Annotated in this window: 31 protein-coding genes; 2 read left to right on the forward strand and 29 right to left on the reverse strand. The window is 54.2% G+C overall.

The window, feature by feature from the left end; translation table 11 throughout:
• The first annotated feature begins 69 nt into the window (after window positions 1–69).
• Entirely contained in the window at window positions 70–726 is a 657-nt protein-coding gene (locus AC1XYH_RS15045) for an OmpW family outer membrane protein (RefSeq protein ID WP_483326396.1), read from the forward strand.
• A 20-nt stretch (window positions 727–746) separates the two neighbouring features.
• On the opposite strand, the gene AC1XYH_RS15050 is transcribed toward AC1XYH_RS15045, so the two are convergent.
• From AC1XYH_RS15050 to AC1XYH_RS15065, 4 genes are all read right to left on the reverse strand, one after another.
• Window positions 747–1,625, reverse strand: coding sequence for a sugar nucleotide-binding protein (locus AC1XYH_RS15050; RefSeq protein WP_483323945.1), 879 nt, complete (start codon window positions 1,623–1,625; stop codon window positions 747–749).
• An 88-nt stretch (window positions 1,626–1,713) separates the two neighbouring features.
• Window positions 1,714–2,391, reverse strand: coding sequence for a histidine phosphatase family protein (locus AC1XYH_RS15055; protein ID WP_483323946.1), 678 nt, complete (start codon window positions 2,389–2,391; stop codon window positions 1,714–1,716).
• 150 nt (window positions 2,392–2,541) lie between these two features.
• Window positions 2,542–3,042, reverse strand: a complete 501-nt coding sequence (gene ssb, locus AC1XYH_RS15060; protein WP_483323947.1) for a single-stranded DNA-binding protein — start codon at window positions 3,040–3,042, stop codon at window positions 2,542–2,544.
• A 28-nt stretch (window positions 3,043–3,070) separates the two neighbouring features.
• Window positions 3,071–4,441 carry an MFS transporter gene (locus AC1XYH_RS15065; RefSeq protein WP_483323948.1) on the reverse strand — a complete coding sequence of 457 codons (1,371 nt, stop codon included), beginning with the start codon at window positions 4,439–4,441 and terminating at the stop codon, window positions 3,071–3,073.
• Window positions 4,442–4,622: 181 nt separating this feature from the next.
• Between AC1XYH_RS15065 and uvrA the strand changes: the two genes are divergently transcribed.
• Window positions 4,623–7,457: an excinuclease ABC subunit UvrA gene (gene uvrA, locus AC1XYH_RS15070; protein WP_483323949.1), complete on the forward strand. Its 2,835-nt coding sequence runs from the start codon at window positions 4,623–4,625 to the stop codon at window positions 7,455–7,457.
• 74 nt (window positions 7,458–7,531) lie between these two features.
• Here uvrA and AC1XYH_RS15075 read toward each other — a convergent pair whose 3' ends face one another.
• From AC1XYH_RS15075 to rplB, 25 genes are all read right to left on the reverse strand, one after another.
• Window positions 7,532–8,974, reverse strand: coding sequence for a catalase (locus AC1XYH_RS15075; RefSeq protein ID WP_483323950.1), 1,443 nt, complete (start codon window positions 8,972–8,974; stop codon window positions 7,532–7,534).
• A gap of 188 nt (window positions 8,975–9,162) precedes the next feature.
• Window positions 9,163–9,543: a 50S ribosomal protein L17 gene (gene rplQ, locus AC1XYH_RS15080; protein ID WP_483323951.1), complete on the reverse strand. Its 381-nt coding sequence runs from the start codon at window positions 9,541–9,543 to the stop codon at window positions 9,163–9,165.
• A gap of 26 nt (window positions 9,544–9,569) precedes the next feature.
• The gene (locus AC1XYH_RS15085; protein WP_483323952.1) at window positions 9,570–10,571 is read right to left on the reverse strand and encodes a DNA-directed RNA polymerase subunit alpha; all 1,002 of its coding nucleotides are present in this window, start codon (window positions 10,569–10,571) and stop codon (window positions 9,570–9,572) included.
• A 25-nt stretch (window positions 10,572–10,596) separates the two neighbouring features.
• Window positions 10,597–11,217, reverse strand: coding sequence for a 30S ribosomal protein S4 (gene rpsD, locus AC1XYH_RS15090; RefSeq protein WP_483323953.1), 621 nt, complete (start codon window positions 11,215–11,217; stop codon window positions 10,597–10,599).
• Between the two features lie 15 nt (window positions 11,218–11,232).
• Complete coding sequence (gene rpsK / locus AC1XYH_RS15095) at window positions 11,233–11,622, reverse strand: 30S ribosomal protein S11 (RefSeq protein WP_092287487.1); 390 nt, start codon at window positions 11,620–11,622, stop codon at window positions 11,233–11,235.
• A gap of 20 nt (window positions 11,623–11,642) precedes the next feature.
• The gene (rpsM, locus tag AC1XYH_RS15100) at window positions 11,643–11,999 is read right to left on the reverse strand and encodes a 30S ribosomal protein S13 (protein ID WP_483323954.1); all 357 of its coding nucleotides are present in this window, start codon (window positions 11,997–11,999) and stop codon (window positions 11,643–11,645) included.
• A 169-nt stretch (window positions 12,000–12,168) separates the two neighbouring features.
• Window positions 12,169–12,285, reverse strand: coding sequence for a 50S ribosomal protein L36 (rpmJ, locus tag AC1XYH_RS15105; RefSeq protein ID WP_123890160.1), 117 nt, complete (start codon window positions 12,283–12,285; stop codon window positions 12,169–12,171).
• Between the two features lie 24 nt (window positions 12,286–12,309).
• The gene (gene secY / locus AC1XYH_RS15110; RefSeq protein WP_483323955.1) at window positions 12,310–13,638 is read right to left on the reverse strand and encodes a preprotein translocase subunit SecY; all 1,329 of its coding nucleotides are present in this window, start codon (window positions 13,636–13,638) and stop codon (window positions 12,310–12,312) included.
• Entirely contained in the window at window positions 13,639–14,073 is a 435-nt protein-coding gene (rplO, locus tag AC1XYH_RS15115; RefSeq protein ID WP_415058844.1) for a 50S ribosomal protein L15, read from the reverse strand.
• Window positions 14,074–14,076: 3 nt separating this feature from the next.
• Window positions 14,077–14,259 (reverse strand): 50S ribosomal protein L30, encoded by a 183-nt coding sequence (rpmD, locus tag AC1XYH_RS15120; protein WP_483323956.1) that lies wholly within the window; start codon window positions 14,257–14,259, stop codon window positions 14,077–14,079.
• A 6-nt stretch (window positions 14,260–14,265) separates the two neighbouring features.
• Window positions 14,266–14,769 carry a 30S ribosomal protein S5 gene (gene rpsE / locus AC1XYH_RS15125; protein ID WP_483323957.1) on the reverse strand — a complete coding sequence of 168 codons (504 nt, stop codon included), beginning with the start codon at window positions 14,767–14,769 and terminating at the stop codon, window positions 14,266–14,268.
• 10 nt (window positions 14,770–14,779) lie between these two features.
• Window positions 14,780–15,130 (reverse strand): 50S ribosomal protein L18, encoded by a 351-nt coding sequence (gene rplR / locus AC1XYH_RS15130; RefSeq protein ID WP_483323958.1) that lies wholly within the window; start codon window positions 15,128–15,130, stop codon window positions 14,780–14,782.
• Between the two features lie 10 nt (window positions 15,131–15,140).
• Window positions 15,141–15,671 carry a 50S ribosomal protein L6 gene (gene rplF, locus AC1XYH_RS15135; RefSeq protein ID WP_483323959.1) on the reverse strand — a complete coding sequence of 177 codons (531 nt, stop codon included), beginning with the start codon at window positions 15,669–15,671 and terminating at the stop codon, window positions 15,141–15,143.
• Between the two features lie 12 nt (window positions 15,672–15,683).
• Window positions 15,684–16,076, reverse strand: a complete 393-nt coding sequence (gene rpsH / locus AC1XYH_RS15140; protein WP_483323960.1) for a 30S ribosomal protein S8 — start codon at window positions 16,074–16,076, stop codon at window positions 15,684–15,686.
• Window positions 16,077–16,115: 39 nt separating this feature from the next.
• Window positions 16,116–16,421: a 30S ribosomal protein S14 gene (rpsN, locus tag AC1XYH_RS15145; protein WP_483323961.1), complete on the reverse strand. Its 306-nt coding sequence runs from the start codon at window positions 16,419–16,421 to the stop codon at window positions 16,116–16,118.
• An 11-nt stretch (window positions 16,422–16,432) separates the two neighbouring features.
• On the reverse strand, window positions 16,433–16,972 hold the full coding sequence (gene rplE / locus AC1XYH_RS15150; protein WP_483323962.1) for a 50S ribosomal protein L5: 540 nt from the start codon (window positions 16,970–16,972) through the stop codon (window positions 16,433–16,435).
• Window positions 16,973–16,989: 17 nt separating this feature from the next.
• Window positions 16,990–17,304, reverse strand: a complete 315-nt coding sequence (gene rplX / locus AC1XYH_RS15155) for a 50S ribosomal protein L24 (RefSeq protein ID WP_483323963.1) — start codon at window positions 17,302–17,304, stop codon at window positions 16,990–16,992.
• Window positions 17,305–17,315: 11 nt separating this feature from the next.
• A complete protein-coding gene (rplN, locus tag AC1XYH_RS15160) occupies window positions 17,316–17,684 on the reverse strand; it encodes a 50S ribosomal protein L14 (RefSeq protein ID WP_483323964.1) in 369 nt (122 codons plus the stop codon).
• A 44-nt stretch (window positions 17,685–17,728) separates the two neighbouring features.
• Window positions 17,729–17,992, reverse strand: a complete 264-nt coding sequence (gene rpsQ / locus AC1XYH_RS15165; protein ID WP_092287475.1) for a 30S ribosomal protein S17 — start codon at window positions 17,990–17,992, stop codon at window positions 17,729–17,731.
• Between the two features lie 2 nt (window positions 17,993–17,994).
• Complete coding sequence (gene rpmC / locus AC1XYH_RS15170; protein ID WP_483323965.1) at window positions 17,995–18,186, reverse strand: 50S ribosomal protein L29; 192 nt, start codon at window positions 18,184–18,186, stop codon at window positions 17,995–17,997.
• Window positions 18,186–18,599, reverse strand: coding sequence for a 50S ribosomal protein L16 (rplP, locus tag AC1XYH_RS15175; protein ID WP_483323966.1), 414 nt, complete (start codon window positions 18,597–18,599; stop codon window positions 18,186–18,188). The genes rpmC and rplP overlap by 1 nt, the downstream gene beginning before the upstream one ends.
• 11 nt (window positions 18,600–18,610) lie before the next feature.
• Complete coding sequence (rpsC, locus tag AC1XYH_RS15180; protein WP_483323967.1) at window positions 18,611–19,291, reverse strand: 30S ribosomal protein S3; 681 nt, start codon at window positions 19,289–19,291, stop codon at window positions 18,611–18,613.
• Window positions 19,292–19,300: 9 nt separating this feature from the next.
• Window positions 19,301–19,633 carry a 50S ribosomal protein L22 gene (rplV, locus tag AC1XYH_RS15185; RefSeq protein ID WP_483323968.1) on the reverse strand — a complete coding sequence of 111 codons (333 nt, stop codon included), beginning with the start codon at window positions 19,631–19,633 and terminating at the stop codon, window positions 19,301–19,303.
• Window positions 19,634–19,644: 11 nt separating this feature from the next.
• Window positions 19,645–19,920 carry a 30S ribosomal protein S19 gene (gene rpsS, locus AC1XYH_RS15190; RefSeq protein ID WP_092287472.1) on the reverse strand — a complete coding sequence of 92 codons (276 nt, stop codon included), beginning with the start codon at window positions 19,918–19,920 and terminating at the stop codon, window positions 19,645–19,647.
• An 18-nt stretch (window positions 19,921–19,938) separates the two neighbouring features.
• Window positions 19,939–20,763 (reverse strand): 50S ribosomal protein L2, encoded by an 825-nt coding sequence (gene rplB, locus AC1XYH_RS15195; protein ID WP_483323969.1) that lies wholly within the window; start codon window positions 20,761–20,763, stop codon window positions 19,939–19,941.

Genomic DNA, 20,763 nt, shown 5'->3' on the forward strand with positions numbered 1-20,763 from the left:
ATCCGCTGCAGGGCTGCCGCGTAAAGTCACCTCAACGAAAACTGAGGAGACAAACCCATGCCACGCACTATCCAAAAACACATTGCTTTATTGCTGGTCGCCCCAGCGTTGCTTGCCGCCTCTTTCAGTGCCAGTGCCTACCAAGCTGGCGACGCGATCATACGCTTGGGCGCCGCAGCGGTTGATCCGCAGGAAGACAGCGGCAATGTCGACATCGGTGGCGTTGATACAGGTTTGACTGTGGGCGTCGACAGCGACGTGCAAATGGGCATAACCGGCACCTACATGCTGACCGACCACGTCGGTATCGGCCTGCTGGCAGCCACACCATTCCAGCACAGCATCAATCTGAACGGCGTCGGCAAACTCGCAGACATCAAACACCTGCCACCGACCGTGACCCTCCAGTATTTCCCGCTGGACAGCAAATCAGGCGTACAGCCTTATGTCGGCGCAGGCATTAACTACACCGCGTTTTTCGACGAAGAATTTACCGGCGCTAACAAGCAGGCTGGCTTCAGCGATCTGGAACTAGATAACTCATGGGGGTTGGCGCTGGAAGCCGGGCTGGACTACCAGCTGGCTGAGCATCTATTGCTGAACGCATCCGTGTGGTACGCCGACATAGACACCGAGGCCAACTTTAAAGTCGGCGGAGTCAAGAGTAGCGTGGATGTGGATATCGATCCTTGGGTCTACATGGTTGGCTTGGGCTATAAGTTCTAAGCGACTTAACTACCCTTCCACTACCCTTTCGGCGCCAGCAAGTCATCCAGCCCCGCACGCCATGCGCGGGGTTTAATGCCGAAAGCATGCAGCAGACGCCGCCCATTCAGCGCGGCATTCTGCGGTTCAAATTGTGCGGCAAGCTGCGCTGAATAGGCTACCGGCTCAATAACCGGGTCCCGAGACAACAGCTCCTGCGTGCGCAACTCTTGCCCTAGGCTCATCGCCAAACTGATCCAGCTCGAGACCTCAGCACTGCCATAATGATAAACGCCATAGGTCTCGGACTGACAATCCAACTGCTTGATCACCGCTAACAAGACGCGCGCGGCGTCGGCCACCGGCGTCGGGTTACCCCGCCACTCTTCTGCCAGTTCGACCTGCTGGCTTGCCTGCAGCTGGCCGATCAGCCGCATCAGCAGGCCATCCGATGACTGATCCAGCAACCAACTAAAACGCAACAACAGGTGACGCTTACAACGTTTGACCAACAGCCGATCCAGCGCCGCCTGCGCTGCGCCTTGCGCACCAATTGGCGTCAGCTCATCTTTCTCGGTATAGGGCGTCTTTTTTTCGCCATCGAAAATCCGCGTATTGGACAGCATGCACAGCAGCAGATCATGCTGCGCACAAGCATCAATCAAACGCTCGTTGAACAGCCGATGCGCAGCCAATTGATCAACATCAGGCGCAATCAGCTGAAACTGCTGATGATAGTGCGCCAGATTGATTACTGCGTCCGGCGCGAGTTCACCCAGCCAGCCATCAATAGCTTCCGGCAGCCAATCGACCGCCGTGGAACTGACCTGCAGAAACTCTATGTCCTCTGCCGCGGCCTGCGTCACGAGAGACTGGCCCAGTAGTGATTCTTGCCCCAGCAGCAAAACCCGCATGCGCATGCTTAATTAACCCTTTATCCCGGTATCCGGTTCTAACATGCATTGTGCAGTGTCAATGACCGCACGTCACCTGTCAGACTGGATGGAGTCAGGTATAGGTGATTAATTCTCGGCGCTCGGGAGCATCCAGATGCGGCACACTGTTGAAACTGCTCAGGCGCATTGAGCGTTGATTAAACACACAGTGGATTAAACCGGTATTACGCGTCTGCAGATTTAACTCAACCATGGTTTTGCTCGGCGCCTCCAGCAACTGCCGCACCAGCATAGCAATCGCCCCGCCGGAGCTGACCGCCAATACCCGCTGGCCTTTATAGCTCTGCATGATGTGCTCGCGCGCGCGCAGAACTCGCTGCTCAAAATCAGCCCAGGTTTCTGGCAGATCGCCCTCCAACCGGCCTTCCGACCAGAGCACAATGCCCTGCTTCAACCGCTTGAAGTAATCCGCCACGACCGGCTTGTCTGGCAACGCCTGCTCTGGATGTTGATCAAGAAAGGCGTGCAACACCGAGTGAAAGTTGAATTCATTGAGGTCAGGCAGCACCTCAAGCGCCGGATTAGCAATACCTAGACCTTCGCAAATACCCTGAGCGGTCTCCCGATGCCGTACCATGTCACCGGTGATGATCTGGTCAAACTGCATACCCTGCGCGCTGAAATAATCGCCCAGCAAACGCGCCTGCTGGTGGCCCTTTTCGGACAACAGGTCGTAGTTGTCTGAGCCAAAGGAAGCTTGGCCATGACGCACAAAATATACTTCTGACATTGATGAACCCTTTTCCGCTAACAATCAAAGACAACCCGCGCACGCCCGCATAGCTGATTAGGCTGCAACGTTTTTCACGAGCCATAAAAAAACCCGGCAGACCGGGGAAACTCATCCTAGGTCATGCCGGGTTATGGCGACAGCTACATTCTAGAACGGAATGTCGTCATCAAAGCTGTCGTAATCCGGAGCTGGCTGCTGCGGCGCCTGCTGAGGCTGCTGGGGTTGCGCTGCCGGTTGCTGCTGTTGAGGCGCTGGGCGCGAAGGCTGCTGTTGGCGCGGGGCGGCATTTTGCTCGCCACCGGACGGGCGGCCATCCAACAATTGCATCTGGCCGCCGATATCGACAACGATCTCAGTGGTGTAACGCTTAACGCCGTCTTTTTCCCACTCGCGGGTCTGCAAACGGCCTTCAATGTAGAGCTTGGAGCCCTTGCGCGCATATTCGCCGACCACTTCAGCCAGACGGCCAAAGAACACCACGCGGTGCCATTCGGTGCGCTCTTGCTGCTGACCGGTTTGCTTGTCTTTCCAGCTGTCGCTGGTGGCTAGAGTGACGTTGGCAACCGCGTTGCCGTTGGGCATGTAACGCACCTCGGGATCACCACCGACATTGCCGATCAAAATTACTTTATTGACGCCTCTGGCCATTCCTATTCTCCTGGTATGTCTGCCGCGATCAAACGGGCGCTACAACTCGGTCCAGCGCCTCACGATCCAGCTCTTTGCTATCGACTTTTATGTATGCAGCGACTTCTTCCGCCACTATGAATGCTTCTGCCACACCCGGCACGGCCAGCAGGTTATCCGATAAGGAAGCATCCTGCGCCTGAGCGGGAGTCAGTGTCAGCCGGTAGCTGGTCACGTATGGCGGTTCGTTCATGGTAACACCAATAACCAGCCACGACAGCGCCAAGAGCCCGCATCCAGCAAACACTCCAAGCAAGCCAAAATGACCGAATATCCAGCCACCCATAACGCCCCCCACCGCGGCACCGGCGAACTGACTGGTGGAGTAAACCCCCATCGCCGTGCCCTTACCTCCCGCCGGGGCGATCTTGCTTAACAAGGAGGGCAACGTGGCCTCCAGCAAGTTAAAGCCAACAAAGAACAATACTATAGTCGTCACCAGCCAAGGCAACGAATCCATGCTCAACCAGAACATGGGTTGCACCACCAGTAAGAGCGCAATTGCCCCCAATACCACACGTTTCATCTGCCGCTGTTTCTCGGCATAAATGATGAACGGCACCATGCCGAAGAACGATATCAGCAGCGCCGCAAGATAAACCCACCAATGCTCCTCTTTAGGCAAATGCGCGTGCTGCTGCAAAGCCAGCGGTACGGCAATGAAAGTAGCCATGAGAATCGCGTGCAGCGAAGCAATACCGTAATTTAATCGCAACAGATCGGCGTTACGCAGCGCCGGCATAAAAGCCGCACGCACCACACCCGCCTCGCGATGGCGCAGCGATGTCTGCGGCGTGGGCACGCAAAACACCACCAATAACATGCCGATCACAGCCAGAGCACTGGTCGAGAGAAACACACCATGCAGCCCTGCCATACCCGCAATCACCGGGCCGGCCACCATGGCAACGGCAAACGCGCTGCCGATGCTCATGCCGATCATCGCCATTGCCTTGGTTCGGTTCTGCTCCTGGGTCAGGTCTGCCACCAGCGCCATCACGGCGGCAGCGATCGCGCCTGCACCCTGTAGAACTCGACCGGCAATCACTTGCTGAATGCTGTCAGCCTGCGCAGCAACCAAACCACCCAGCGCAAACAGCAACAACCCAAACAGGATCACCGGTTTGCGACCGATACGGTCCGACAACATGCCAAAGGGGATTTGCAGAAATGCCTGAGTCAGACCGTAACAACCGATCGCCATGCCAATCAGAACGGGGGTCGCTCCCGAAAGGCCTTGACCATAAGTGGCCAGTACCGGGAGCACCATAAACAAACCTAGCATGCGAAACGCAAACACCATCGCCAGCGATATCGCTGCGCGACGCTCCAACGGGCTCATGGAATCGGCCTGATGCATGACTGCTCCAAAAAAACCGCGATTTTACCACGGCATGCACGCCGTGCACTGTATTTGCCGGCGACTATATGACACACCCCGTTACATTGCCGACTGCCAGCGAAAAAACGTCACTGTCTTTGCTCGCAACACCCCCGACAACGTATAATTACCCGCTTTGCTGGCTGGGGGTTAATGGGCTGTGGATACTATCGTGATTCGTGGGGCTCGCACCCACAACCTGAAGAACATAGACCTCGATCTACCGCGCGACAAACTGATCGTAATTACCGGCTTGTCCGGCTCCGGCAAGTCTTCGCTGGCGTTCGATACCCTCTATGCCGAGGGACAACGTCGCTATGTTGAGTCGCTGTCGGCCTACGCCCGCCAGTTTCTGTCAATTATGGAAAAGCCCGATGTGGACCACATCGAAGGCCTGTCGCCGGCGATTTCCATCGAGCAGAAGTCGACCTCGCACAACCCGCGTTCCACCGTCGGCACCATTACTGAGATTTACGACTACCTGCGCCTACTGTATGCCCGCGTCGGTATCCCCATGTGCCCGGACCACAATTTACCCTTATCTGCGCAAACCATCAGCCAAATGGTCGATCAGGTCGTGGCTATGCCGGAAGGTCGCAAGCTGATGCTATTGGCACCGGTCATGCGTGAGCGCAAAGGCGAGCATTTGGCGGTAATCGATGAGCTACGCGCTCAAGGCTTCGTTCGCGCACGGATCGATGGGCGCATTTATGAGCTGGATGAAGCGCCCGCACTGGACAAGAAGCGCAAGCACAGCATTGAAGTCGTGGTTGATCGCTTCAAGGTACGCGGCGACCTGCAGCAACGTCTCGCCGAATCCTTTGAGACAGCCATTAGCTTGGCTGACGGCATCGCCATCATCGCGCCAATGGAAGGCGAGGAAGGTGAAGAAGTCACCTTTAGCGCGCGCTTTGCTTGCCCGGAGTGCGGTCACTCGATCAGCGAGCTGGAGCCACGACTGTTCTCCTTCAACAACCCTGCGGGCGCCTGCCCTGGCTGTGATGGTTTAGGGGTCAAGCAGTTCTTTGACCGCAAGCGCTTGGTCAATGGTGAACTGACGCTCGCCGAGGGCGCAATCCGTGGCTGGGATCGCCGAAACGTCTATTACTTCCAAATGCTCAGCTCCTTGGCCGAACACTACGGCATCAATCTGGATCTGGCTTTTGATGAGCTGCAGGAACCGCACCGCAAGCTGGTGCTAAGCGGCACGGGTAGCGACAAAGTACCTTTCCGTTATCTGAACGACCGTGGTGACGTAGTCCGCCGCGAGCATCCCTTTGAAGGCATTCTGCCTAATCTGGAACGCCGCTACCGCGAAACTGAATCGCAGAGCGTGCGTGAAGAACTATCCAAGTACCTCAGCACGCAGCCTTGTCCAGACTGCCACGGCACTCGTTTACGCCGTGAGGCCCGCCACGTATTCATCGATGATCGCAACCTGCCGGGCGTCACGACATTACCAGTCGGTGCGGCTGCGGAGTACTTTGGACAGTTAACGCTGGAAGGTAACCGTGGCGAAATCGCCGAGAAGATCCTTAAGGAAATTCGTGCGCGATTAATGTTTTTGGTCAATGTCGGCCTCGAGTATCTGACACTGGATCGTAGCGCAGACACGCTGTCAGGTGGCGAGGCCCAGCGCATCCGTCTAGCCAGCCAGATCGGTGCCGGATTGGTTGGCGTTATGTATATTCTCGACGAACCCTCTATTGGCCTGCACCAGCGCGACAACGAACGCTTGCTGAAAACCCTGACGCACCTACGCGAACTCGGCAACACAGTGATCGTGGTTGAACACGATGAGGACGCCATTCGCCTGGCTGATTACGTGGTCGATATCGGTCCCGGCGCGGGTGTGCACGGCGGCCAGATAGTTGCCAAGGGTACGCCTGAAGAGGTGATGAATAACCCCGATTCGCTGACCGGCCAATACCTCTCTGGCCGGATCAAGATCCCGGTACCCGCGCAACGCACACCGGTGCGCAAAGATCAGTGGCTTAAGCTGAAAGGCGCCTCCGGCAACAACTTGCAAAAGGTCGACCTGGAGATTCCAGTCGGCCTACTGACGTGCGTAACCGGCGTCTCTGGCTCGGGCAAATCAACGCTAATTAACAACACACTGTACCCACTGACAGCCACTGCGCTGAATGGCGCAACAACCCTCGAAGCGGCCCCCCATAGCAGCTTTGATGGCATGCAGCATTTGGACAAAGTGGTCGATATTGATCAAAGCCCAATCGGTCGCACGCCCCGTTCCAACCCGGCCACCTACACCGGGATATTCACACCGGTTCGCGAACTGTTTGCTGGCACACAGGAAGCGCGATCACGTGGTTACAAGGCTGGGCGCTTCTCTTTCAACGTCAAGGGAGGCCGCTGCGAAGCCTGTCAGGGCGATGGCCTGATCAAAGTCGAGATGCACTTTTTGCCCGATATTTACGTGCCATGCGACGTGTGCAAGAGCAAGCGCTACAATCGCGAAACCCTGGAGATCAAATACAAGGGCAAGAACATCCACGAAGTGTTGGAAATGACCATCGAAGAAGCCCGCGTGTTCTTCGAGGCAGTACCAGCACTGGCGCGCAAACTGCAAACTCTCATCGATGTTGGCCTGACCTATATACGCCTTGGACAATCTGCAACCACCCTGTCTGGCGGAGAGGCGCAACGCGTAAAATTGGCACGCGAACTGTCCAAACGCGATACTGGCAAAACGCTCTACATACTCGACGAGCCCACCACCGGCCTGCATTTCGCTGACATCCAGCAACTGCTGGTCGTCCTGCACCGGCTGCGCGATCACGGTAACACCGTAGTCGTGATTGAGCACAACCTGGACGTCATCAAAACGGCCGACTGGCTAGTTGATCTCGGCCCGGAGGGCGGCTCCAAAGGTGGACTGATTATAGCTACCGGCACTCCAGAGCAAGTGTCTGCTATGCAGGTATCGCACACCGGCCGCTTCCTTGGGCCCGTTCTTGAGCGTGATCGCGACTAAAACGGCGCGGCATCTGAAAGCCTGAATACACAAAGCCCCGCATATGCGGGGCTTTGTGTTTGTACTGCAGCTAATCAGACATTGTTGAGCGCAGCGCGAACGCCTTCGCCATAATCCAAATGCACTTTATTGAAGTGCGCTAACTGGCGCTCGACAATAAACGCTGGAACTCCTTGCATCGCCGCTGCGATATTACCGAAAAGACGTTCCTTCTGAGCGGCGTCAAACAGTTGAAACAAGGCGCGGGGCTGCGAGTAGTCATCATTATCTATTCTGTGATTGTATCGATCCGCTGAACCAGAAAGCGGTAGCTCAGGCTCAGCGAACTGCGGATCCTCTTTGGGGCCATTGAAAGAGTTAGGCTCATAATAAGCATCGGAGTTCGGCATATTGGGGGTAAACCGCATAGCGCCATCTTTGTGGTAATGGTTAACCGGACACCTGGCCGCGTTAACCGGAAGCGCTTCGTAATGGGTACCTATGCGGTAACGGTGCGCATCAGCGTACGAGAAGACCCGCGCCTGTAGCATCTTGTCTGGCGAGAAGCTAATTCCCGGAACAATATTGGAAGGCGAGAACGCTGCCTGCTCGACTTCGGAAAAATAGCTTTCCGGATTGCGATTTAGTTCGAGAATACCCACTTCAATCAAGGGGAAGTCGCCATGCGGCCAAACTTTGGTCAGATCGAAAGGGTTATAAGTTACCTGCTCCGCCTGTGCCTCAGTCATCACCTGCACACACATGCGCCATTGCGGGAAATCTCCACGTTCTATACTGCCGAACAAATCTTCCTGCGTGCTCTCCCGCGTTTGGCCTACGATCGCCGCGGCTTGAGCATTCGTCCAATGTTTGTGGCCCTGTCGCGTTTTAAAATGAAACTTGACCCACACGCGCTGATTTTCGGCATTAATAAAACTATAGGTATGCGAACCATAACCGTTGATATGACGCACATCGGTCGGCAAGCCGCGATCAGACATCAATATGGTCACCTGATGCAGGCTTTCTGGTGACAACGACCAGAAATCCCACGCCGCGGTATTCGATCGCATATTGGTCTTCGGATGCCGCTTCTGGGTGTGAATAAAGTCAGGAAATTTGATTGGATCACGCACGAAGAAAACTGGGGTGTTGTTACCAACCAGATCCCAATTACCCTCCTCGGTGTAGAACTTAAGCGCAAAACCGCGAACATCCCGCTCGGCATCCGCCGCGCCCAGCTCACCGGCAACCGTGGAAAACCGAGCCAACAACTCGGTGCGTTTGCCTACCTCAGAGAACAGCCGTGCTTTTGTATACTTTGAAATGTCGTTGGTAATAGTCAGGCTGCCAAATGCACCCCAACCCTTGGCATGCACCACACGTTCAGGAATCCGCTCACGGTTCTGATGCGCAAGCTTTTCAATAAGCTGATAATCCTGCATCAGCAAAGGACCACGCTCACCGGCACTAAGTGAATTTTGGTTGTCCCCAATAGGATTACCGGCGCTGGTCGTCATGGTTCTCAATTCGGTCATTTAACTACTCCTGCTAGGCTGTTGTTAGCGCCCGGTATAAGCGGACGCATCCAGTATCGCGACCGCGAGGAGCAAGAACCAATATATTAAAGAGAGCGAGTCGATAGCCAAAAACTTTTACTGAAAAAAGGCTTTTTTCAGGCACAAAAAAACCGGTCAGAGACCGGTTTTTTTGAATTACTAACTGCTTACTCGTCCGCTGTTGCCAGCTCAGGACGGTCAACCAGCTCAACGTACGCCATAGGTGCGGCATCGCCTGTGCGGAAACCGCATTTCAGGATACGCACATAACCACCCGGACGGGTTGCATAACGCTTGCCCAGATCGTTGAACAGCTTGCCGACCGCTTCCTTGCTGCGGGTACGGTCGAAAGCAAGACGACGATTAGCAACAGTATCTTCCTTGGCCAAGGTGATCAGCGGCTCAGCAACGCGGCGCAGTTCCTTGGCTTTTGGCAGAGTAGTTTTGATCATTTCATTTTCGAACAGCGACACAGCCATATTCTGGAACATGGCCTTACGGTGTGCGCTGGTCCGACTTAGGTGACGACCACTTTTACGATGACGCATCTCTCAATTCCTCGGTGTCGAGACGATTAGGCCGAAACCTTATCGTCCTTCTTCAAGCTTGCAGGCGGCCAGTTGTCCAAACGCATACCCAGAGACAGACCACGAGAGGCTAGAACATCCTTGATTTCAGTCAGGGATTTCTTGCCTAGATTCGGGGTCTTCAGCAGCTCTACTTCGGTACGCTGGATCAGATCGCCAATATAGTAAATGTTTTCAGCCTTCAGGCAGTTGGCCGAACGGACAGTCAGCTCAAGATCGTCCACCGGACGCAGCAGGATAGGATCGATTTCATCTTCCTGTTGCTCTACCACCGGCTCCTGATCACCTTTCAAATCAACAAAGGCAGCCAGTTGCTGTTGCAGAATAGTCGCAGCACGGCGAATGGCTTCTTCAGGATCCAACGTACCGTTGGTCTCCAGATCGATAACCAGCTTATCCAGGTTGGTACGCTGCTCAACACGTGCACTTTCTACTACATACGCAACGCGGCGAACCGGCGTGTAAGTAGCATCCAGCTGCAAGCGGCCAATGGAACGACTTTCGTCCTCATCAGACTGGCGCGCATCGGATGGCTCGTAACCGCGGCCACGAGCTACCGTCAACTTCATGTTCAGCTCACCGTTCTCCGCCAGCGTCGCAATTGCGTGCTCGGGGTTAACGATCTCTACATCATGATCCAACTGAATATCGGCAGCAGTCACCAAGCCTGGGCCTTTCTTGGAAAGGCTCAGAGTTACATGATCACGACCGTGCATGTTGATCGCCAACCCTTTCAGGTTAAGCAGGATCTCGATGACATCTTCCTGAACGCCTTCGATGGCACTGTACTCATGCAAAACGCCGTCGATTTCCGCCTCTACCACGGCACAGCCGGGCATGGAGGAGAGCAAAATGCGGCGAAGCGCATTGCCCAGGGTATGACCGAAACCACGTTCCAACGGCTCAAGAGTAATCTTGGCACGCATGGGCGAGGTTTCCTGTACGTCGATGTGACGTGGTGTTAGAAACTCGGTAACCGAACTTTGCATGGGGGCACCTTTTGCTGTCTGTCGCTTACTTGGAGTAAAGCTCGACGATCAAGTTTTCGTTGATGTCAGCGTACAAATCACTCCGTGAGGGCAGGCTCTTGAACACGCCTTCTTTCTTGGCAGAGTCCACTTCAACCCACTCAGCCATACCGCGCTGAGCCGCCAGCTCCAGTGAGCCACTAATGCGCAACTGGTTTTTCGACTTTTCACGGACAGCGACCACATCACCTGGGACTACCAAGTAAGATGCAATGTTGACTGTTTTGCCGTTAACGCTAATAGATTTGTGGGAAACCAACTGACGCGATTCTGCGCGAGTGGCACCAAAACCCATGCGATAAACGACGTTATCCAGACGACGCTCGAGCAGTTGCAGCAGGTTCTCGCCGGTAGCGCCCTTCAGACGGGCAGCTTCCTTGTAGTAGTTGCTGAACTGACGCTCAAGAACGCCATAGATACGACGAACTTTTTGCTTTTCACGTAGCTGTGTGCCGTATTCCGACAGACGACCGCGACGCTGACCATGGACGCCCGGAGGGCTTTCCAATTTGCACTTAGAATCGAGAGCTCGAACGCCGCTCTTGAGGAACAAATCCGTGCCTTCGCGACGAGACAGCTTACACTTCGGACCAATATATCTAGCCATTATACCGTCTCCTGATTAAACGCGACGCTTCTTGGGCGGGCGGCAGCCGTTATGTGGGATAGGGGTGACATCAGTGATGCTGCTGATCTTGTAACCACAAGAGTTCAGTGCACGAACAGCTGATTCACGACCTGGGCCAGGGCCCTTCACACAAACGTCGAGATTTTTCAAACCATAATCCAGAGCTGCGTTACCAGCACGCTCGGCTGCAACCTGGGCAGCAAACGGTGTGCTTTTACGCGAACCACGGAAACCAGAGCCACCAGAGGTAGCCCAGCTCAGGGCGTTGCCCTGACGGTCAGTAATGGTAATGATGGTGTTATTAAAAGACGCATGGATGTGGGCGATCCCATCAACCACTGTCTTTTTTACTTTCTTACGAACACGAGCAGCAGGCTTAGCCATATCTGTATATTCCTTCGCAATTACTTACGGATCGGCTTACGCGGACCCTTACGGGTGCGAGCATTGGTCTTGGTGCGCTGACCGCGGACCGGAAGGCCCCGACGGTGACGCAGACCACGATAGCAGCCGAGATCCATGAGGCGCTTGACGTTCATATTGACCGTCCGGCGCAAGTCACCTTCAACAATGTTTTTGGCAACTTCATTACGCAGAATATCAATCTGCTCTTCGCTCAGATCTTTGATCTTCGCATCTGGTGCAATACCAGTAGTCGCACAAATTTTCTGTGCTTTGGTCTGACCAATACCAAAAATATAGGTCAGAGAGATAACAGTATGTTTGTTATCCGGGATGTTGACGCCTGCAATACGGGCCATCCAATTTACTCCGTCTGACAGCTACCTGACTCAACCCAAAACAACATTAGGTTGCTCGAAAAAGGGTGCAGTAGGGTAGCGCTAACAAAAACAAAATTCAACCACCCAGCCAAATTAATGGCCGGGTGGCGGTTATCCTGAGACGTAGTCTTAAATCAGAACCGGGGAATTAACCCTGGCGCTGTTTATGACGGGGCTCAGCGCTGCAAATCACACGTACGCAACCATTGCGACGGATGATCTTGCAGTTACGGCAAAGCTTCTTTACTGATGCTGCAACTTTCATAGCCGACTCCTGAAACCTGAATACTCAGCGGACCATGCCGCTGCCGTAACCTTTCAGGTTAGATTTCTTCAAAAGAGACTCGTACTGCTGAGAAACGAGGTGCGATTGTACTTGGGACATGAAGTCCATAACAACCACTACAACGATCAACAGCGAGGTCCCACCCAAATAGAAGGGCACATTAGCCGATACCACCAAGAACTGCGGCAACAGGCAAACAGCAGTCATATACAGGGCACCGAACAGGGTAAGACGGGTCAGCACGCTATCTATGTAGCGAGCCGACTGTTCACCCGGACGAATACCCGGAATAAATGCACCTGACTTCTTGAGGTTTTCCGCGACATCCTTCGGATTGAACATCAATGCTGTATAGAAAAAGCAGAAGAAAATAATCCCCGCACTAAACAGAATGATATTCAGCGGCTTACCCGGTCCAATAGCTTGCGTCACTTTTTGCAGCCATTCCATGTTGTCACCCTGGGCGAACCAGGTACCCAGCGACGCTGGGAACAACAAGATACTGCTGGCAAAAATCGCCGGAATAACACCAGCCATATTCACCTTCAGAGGCAAATGACTGGTTTGTGCGGCAAAAACCTTGCGGCCTTGCTGACGCTTGGCATAGTTGACCGTAATTCTGCGCTGTCCGCGTTCAACGAAAACGATGAACGCAATCATCGAGATAGCCACGAGGCCAACACCGATCAGCGCGAAAATATTGATGGTGCCCAGTCGCGCACCTTCAAAAGACTGCCCAATGGCGCTAGGCAACCCGGCGACGATGCCGGCGAAGATCAACATTGAAATGCCGTTACCGACACCCCTCTCGGTGATCTGCTCGCCCAACCACATCATGAACATCGCGCCCGATACAAAGGTGGTGACAGCTATAAAGTAAAAACTGAAACCGGTATCGAAAGCGACGCCTTGACTAGCCAAACCAACCGACATGCCAATAGCTTGAATAAAAGCGAGTAGCAGCGTCAGATAACGCGTGTACTGGCTAATTTTCCGGCGACCGGACTCTCCTTCCTTTTTCAACTGTTCCAGCGATGGGCTAACCGCGGTCATTAGCTGCATTATGATAGATGCAGAAATGTACGGCATGATGCCAAGAGCGAAAATACTCATCCGCTCCAAGGCACCGCCGGAAAACATGTTGAACAGACTAAGGATCGTCTCTTCATTCTGTTTGAACAGATCAGCCAGACGATCAGGGTTTATCCCGGGAACCGGAATATGCGCCCCGATACGGTAAACGATGATCGCGAGGAACAGAAAGCGCAGGCGCCCCCAGAGTTCACTCAAGCCACCTTGATTCATTCCAGAAAGAGCGCCTTGCTTAGCCATTTATTCCTCGAACTTGCCGCCAGCTGCTTCGATTGCTGCACGTGCGCCTTTAGTAGCCATCAGGCCTTTGACGTTGACCGCTTTGGTCACATCACCGGACAAGACGATCTTGGCACGTACAAACTTGTTGCCAATGATATTGGCATCTTTCAGAGCCTGCAGGTCGATCACATCAGCATCGAGCTTGTTCAACTCGCTGGTGCGAATTTCAGCAGTCACCATGGCAATCTTGGAAGTGAAGCCGAACTTCGGCAGACGGCGGTGCAAAGGCTGCTGACCACCCTCGAAACCAGGGGCAACGGTGCCACCGGAACGAGAGCTCAGACCCTTGTGACCACGGCCGGCTGTCTTGCCCAGACCACTACCAATACCGCGGCCTACGCGCAGCTTATTACGGCGTGCGCCCGGCGCGGAGCGCAGATCATTCAGTTTCATGTCTTAACCCTCTACCCGAACCATGTAGGAGACCTTATTGATCATCCCACGAACGGCCGGAGTATCTTCGACCTCGACGGTGTGATTGATCCGACGCAAACCTAAGCCCTTAACGCAGAGCTTATGGTTAGGCAGACGACCAACAACACTTTTGAACAGGGTCACTTTAATTTTTTCGCTAGCCATGTCCATTTACCCCACGATGTCTTCAACGGTCTTGCCGCGCTTGGCCGCTACAGACTCGGGAGACTGCATCGACTTCAGACCCTTGTAGGTAGCCTGAACGACGTTAACCGGATTAGTGGAACCGTAACACTTGGCCAGAACGTTATGAACGCCAGCGGCTTCAAGAACGGCGCGCATTGCACCACCGGCGATAACACCGGTACCTTCAGACGCAGGCTGCATGTAAACCTTGGAAGCACCGTGAGCGGCGCGAACAGGGTACTGCAACGTAGAGCCATTCAGGTCAACCTGAATCATATTACGACGAGCGGCTTCCATGGCTTTCTGGATAGCAGCAGGCACTTCACGTGCCTTGCCGCGACCGAAACCCACACGACCTTTACCGTCGCCCACCACCGTCAAAGCAGTGAAAGCGAAGATACGGCCGCCTTTTACAACTTTGGCAACGCGGTTAACTTGAACAAGTTTCTCAATATAACCTTCGTCGCGCTTCTGATCGAAATTAGCCATAGATCTACCCTTAGAATTCCAGCCCGCCTTCACGAGCGGCGTCGGCCAGCGCTTTAACGCGACCATGATACTTGAAGCCGGAACGGTCGAAGGAGACCCGAGTTACACCGGCGGCCTTGGCGCGCTCAGCAACCAGAAGGCCGACTTTTTTGGCGGCTTCGATATTGCCAGTACTACCGCTGCGCAGGTCCGAATCCAGCGTGGAGGCGCTAGCCACCACGGTGGAGCCATCTGCAGAGATCACTTGTGCGTACATGTGCTGCGAAGAACGGTACACGCACAGACGAACGGCTTCCAATTCACGCATTTTCAAGCGCGATCGGCGAGCGCGACGGAGACGAATAACTTTTTTATCGCTCATTTGCTATGCCCTACTTCTTCTTGGCTTCTTTACGACGCACGACCTCATCGGAGTAGCGAACACCCTTGCCCTTATAGGGCTCTGGGCGACGGAAATCACGAATTTCCGCGGCTACCTGGCCGACCAGCTGCTTGTCGATACCTTTGATAATAATGTCAGTCTGGCTCGGGGTTTCAGCGGAAACGCCCTCAGGCAGCTGATAGTCGATCGGGTGGGAGTAACCCAGAGCCAGGTTCAAAACCTGACCTTTAGCCTGAGCCTTATAACCCACACCAACCAGCTGCAGCTTGCGCTCGAAGCCCTCGGTGACACCGACAACCATATTGTTGACCAACGCACGAGTGGTACCGGCCATAGCCTGGTTCACACTACCTGGACGGGCCGCGAAACGCAGCAGGCCATCTTCGTGGACAACTTCAACCAATGGATGGAGGCTCAGATCCAGGCTACCTTTGGCACCCTTGATTGACAGCTCCTGACCATCCAATTTTACTTCTACACCCTGTGGTAATTTGACAGGGTCTTTAGCGACGCGAGACATCGTAACCCCCTATCAGAATACGGTGCAGAGCACTTCACCGCCGATACCGGCAGCGCGAGCGGCGCGATCAGTCATCACACCTTTATTGGTGGAGACGATCGAAACACCCAGTCCACCCTTGACCTTAGGAATCTGGTCAACGGACTTGTACTGGCGCAGGCCTGGACGGCTTACGCGCTTCAGATCTTCGATAACTGGCTTGCCTTCGAAGTATTTAAGTTCGATGGACAGGGTCGGCTTAACCTCGCCTGCCACTTCGTAACCGGCTACATAGCCTTCTTCGACCAGTACTTTGGCGACAGCCACCTTCAGCTTTGCCGCAGGCATGCTGACGCTGGACTTCTCAGCCATCTGGGCATTACGGATACGGGTCAGCATATCTGCTAACGGGTCCTGCATACTCATGGGCTTTGTGCTCCTGAAACTGAGTAATTAAGGTTTGGTTTACCAGCTGGCCTTGACCAGGCCTGGTACGTCACCGCGCATGGCTGCTTCGCGCAGCTTAATGCGGCTCAGACCAAACTTGCGGTATACACCGTGCGGACGACCAGTAATGCGGCAGCGGTTACGCTGACGAACTGGGCTGGCATCGCGCGGCAATTTTTGCAAAGCAACCTGGGCAGACCAACGCTCTTCAACAGAGGCGTGGATGTTGCCGATGGTGGCCTTTAGCTCAGCACGCTTGGTAGCGTACTTGGCAACCAGACGAGACCGTTTGGCCTCGCGGTTTTTCATACTGACTTTAGCCATTTACCTGACTCCTAGTTACGGAACGGGAAGTTGAACGCACGCAGAAGCGCACGACCTTCGTCGTCAGTCCGAGCCGTTGTAGTCAAGGTAATGTCCAGACCACGCAGCGTATCGATTTTATCATAATCGATCTCTGGAAAAATGATCTGTTCCTTGACGCCCATGCTGTAGTTACCCCGGCCGTCAAACGACTTAGCGTTCAGACCACGGAAGTCACGAACACGCGGCAGGGAAATCGCCAGCAGACGATCGAGGAATTCGTACATCTGTTCGCGGCGCAGAGTTACCTTTACGCCAATCGGCCAGCCGTCACGAATTTTGAAGCCGGCAATGGATTTGCGCGCATAAGTCACGATGCCTTTACGGCCTGTGATCTTTTCGAGGTCAGCCACTGCATGTTCGATGATCTTCTTGTCACCGACAGCTTCGCCAAGGCCCATGTTCAGGGTGATCTTGGTGATCTTCGGCACTTCCATTACGTTCTTCAAGCCCAGTTCTTCCTGGAGCTTGGGAACGATGGTAGTGCTGTATGTTTCTTTTAATCTCGCCATGGTAAGCACCTAGATTCTCAAGCGTCGACGGCTTTTTGCGTCGACTTGAAAATACGAACCTTCTTACCGTCTTCGACCTTAAAACCGATACGATCGGCTTTGCTGGTCTCCGGATTGAAGATAGCCACGTTGGAGACGTGGATTGGCGCCTCCTTCTCAACAATACCGCCTTGCGAACCAGCCATGGGGTTAGCCTTGGTGTGGCGCTTGACGATGTTGACACCAGAAATAAGCAGGCGTGAATCATCCCCAACTTTCAGGACTTTACCGCGCTTGCCTTTATCTTTTCCGGCGATGACGATTACGTCGTCGTCACGTTTAATCTTTTGCATGACCGGGCTCCTTACAGCACTTCGGGCGCGAGGGAAACGATCTTCATAAACTGCTCATTACGCAGTTCACGAGTCACCGGCCCAAAGATGCGGGTACCGATCGGCTCATTTTTAGTATTGAGCAGAACGGCTGCGTTGCCATCAAAACGGATCAGCGAACCGTCCGCACGGCGTACACCGTGACGGGTACGCACGATGACCGCATTAAGCACCTGGCCTTTCTTTACTTTGCCGCGTGGAATCGCTTCCTTCACGGTCACCTTGATGATATCGCCAATGCCGGCGTAGCGACGGTGAGAACCGCCCAGAACCTTGATACACATAACGCGACGTGCACCACTGTTATCAGCTACATCCAACATGGATTGAGTCTGAATCATAACTTTCTCCGACCCTTAAATAATCCGCTAAACCGCGCGGGGCTTTAAACTTGCGCCGCGCGCTCGTCGATCTGAACCAGATCCCAGCTCTTGGTTTTAGCCAAGGGGCGGGTTTCCCGGATAGTAACCAGATCGCCAATGCGGCAGTCATTGTTCTCATCGTGCGCTTTGAGCTTGGTAGAGCGCGTCACGTACTTACCGTACAGTGGGTGCTTTTCCTGGCGCTCGATGAGCACAGTGACGGTCTTGTCCATCTTGTTACTGACCACACGACCAGTAACGGTACGAACTGTTTTGTTCTCGGCCATGATCAGTTACCACCCTTCTGATTGAGCACAGTCTTGACGCGAGCGATGTCGCGCTTGGTCTGCTTCAGCAGATGGGTCTGACCAAGCTGACCAGTTGCCTTCTGCATGCGCAGGTTGAACTGATCGCGTAGCAGAGTGAGCATCTGTTCATTCAGCTGCTCAGCAGATTTTTCACGAAGTTCTGTCGCTTTCATTACATCACCGTCCGCTTAACAAAGGTGGTAGCGAGAGGCAGCTTGGCAGCGGCAAGGGCAAATGCCTCGCGAGCCAGCTCTTCGGAAACACCTTCAATCTCGTAAAGGATCTTGCCAGGGCGAATCTGGGCAACCCAATACTCGACGTTACCCTTACCCTTACCCATCCGCACCTCGAGAGGCTTTTTGGAGATAGGCTTATCGGGGAAAACCCGAATCCAGATTTTACCGCCACGCTTAACGTGACGAGTCAGGGCGCGACGAGCCGCTTCGATCTGACGCGCAGTCAGACGACCCCGACCCACGGCTTTCAGACCGAACTCACCGAAGCTCACCTTGCTACCACGATGCGCCAAGCCACGGTTGTGGCCGGTCATCTGCTTGCGGAACTTCGTACGCTTTGGTTGTAACATGTGCGTACCCCTTACTTAGCAGCTTTTTTCTTGGTCGCGACGGCTTTGGTTTCTTCCTGGAGACCACCAATGATCTCACCTTTGAAGATCCAAACCTTCACACCGATCACACCATATGTGGTGTGGGCTTCAGCCGTAGCGTAATCAATGTCAGCGCGCAGGGTGTGCAACGGCACACGACCTTCACGATACCATTCGGTACGGGCGATCTCGGCGCCGCCAAGACGGCCGCTAACCTGGATCTTGATACCCTTGGCACCAATACGCATGGCGTTCTGTACGGCGCGCTTCATAGCACGACGGAACATCACACGACGCTCGAGCTGCTGAGCAACGCTCTGTGCTACCAGAGCACCATCGAGTTCCGGCTTACGGATCTCTTCGATGTTGATGTGCACGGGCACGCCCATTTGACTGGTCAGTTCTTGACGCAGTTTTTCGACGTCTTCACCTTTCTTACCAATCACGATGCCTGGACGGGCAGTGTGAATAGTAATACGGGCAGTCTGAGCCGGACGCTGAATTTCAACGCGGCTGACCGAAGCGCTTTTCAATTTCTTCTGAATGTACTCGCGTACTTTCAGATCATTGAACAGATAGTCAGCATAGTTGCGACCCTCTGCGTACCACACCGAAGTGTGCTCTTTGACGATTCCGAGGCGTATGCCAATCGGATGTACTTTCTGACCCATGATCGACTCCTACTTGTCAGCAACCTTGACCGTGATATGACAAGACCGCTTGATGATGCGATCAGCACGGCCTTTGGCACGTGGCATGATGCGCTTCAGAGAGCGACCCTCGTTAACAAACACGGTGGAGACCTTAAGGTCATCCACGTCCGCGCCATCGTTGTGCTCAGCATTGGCAATTGCCGATTCGAGCACTTTCTTGATGATTTCAGCGGCCTTCTTGTTGCTGAAAGACAGCAGGTTCAGAGCCTCATCCACTTTCTTACCGCGGATTTGGTCGGCGACCAAGCGTGCCTTCTGGGCAGAGAGTCGGGCGCCCTTATGAGTAGCGGCTACTTCCATCTTCTAACCCCTTAGCGCTTGGCTTTCTTGTCTGCTACGTGACCACGATAGGTCCGAGTAGCAGAGAATTCGCCTAACTTGTGGCCGACCATGTCTTCGGAAATAATAACCGGAACATGCTGGCGACCGTTATGAACTGCGATGGTCAAACCAACCATCTGCGGCAGAACCATCGAACGGCGAGACCAAGTTTTGATTGGCTTACGCTCGTTCTTTTCTACTGCAACTTCGATCTTCTTTAACAGGTGAAGATCGATAAAAGGTCCTTTCTTCAGAGAACGCGGCACTGTCGTATCCCCTCTCTATTACTTGCTGCGACGACGGAGAATCATCTTGTCGGTACGCTTGTTGGAACGAGTCTTGGCACCCTTGGTGGGGAAGCCCCACGGCGATACGGGATGACGACCACCAGAAGTACGACCTTCACCACCACCATGCGGGTGATCAACCGGGTTCATGGCAACACCACGAACGGTCGGACGAACACCGCGCCAGCGCTTGGCACCAGCCTTGCCCAGAGAGCGCAAACTGTGTTCACCGTTGGACACTTCGCCCAGGGTGGCACGGCACTCGCCGAGAACCTTGCGCATCTCACCGGAGCGAAGACGAACAGTTACATAGGCGCCTTCACGGGCAACCAGCTGAACGGCGGCACCAGCACTGCGAGCAACCTGAGCACCTTTACCGGGCTTCAGCTCTAGCGCGTGAATGGTACTACCCACTGGAATGTTGCGCAGTGGCAGTGAGTTGCCGGGCTTGATAGGCGCTTCCGCACCTGAGACCAGCTGATCGCCAGCACGCACACCCTTGGGGGCGATAATGTAGCGACGCTCACCGTCGGCGTACTTCAACAGAGCAATATGAGCGGTACGGTTCGGATCATATTCGACGCGTTCAACGGTGGCAGGAATGCCATCTTTGTTACGACGAAAATCAACCAAACGATAGTGCTGCTTATGACCGCCCCCACGATGACGCGTGGTAATGCGACCATTATTATTACGACCACCAGACTTGCCTTGCTTCTCTACCAGCGGGGCATAAGGAGCGCCCTTGTGCAGGTCAGAGTTGACGACTTTGACAACGAAGCGGCGGCCAGCGGAAGTAGGTTTACATTTTACAAGTGCCAT

This window comes from Pseudomonas sp. GW-45, assembly GCF_056896675.1.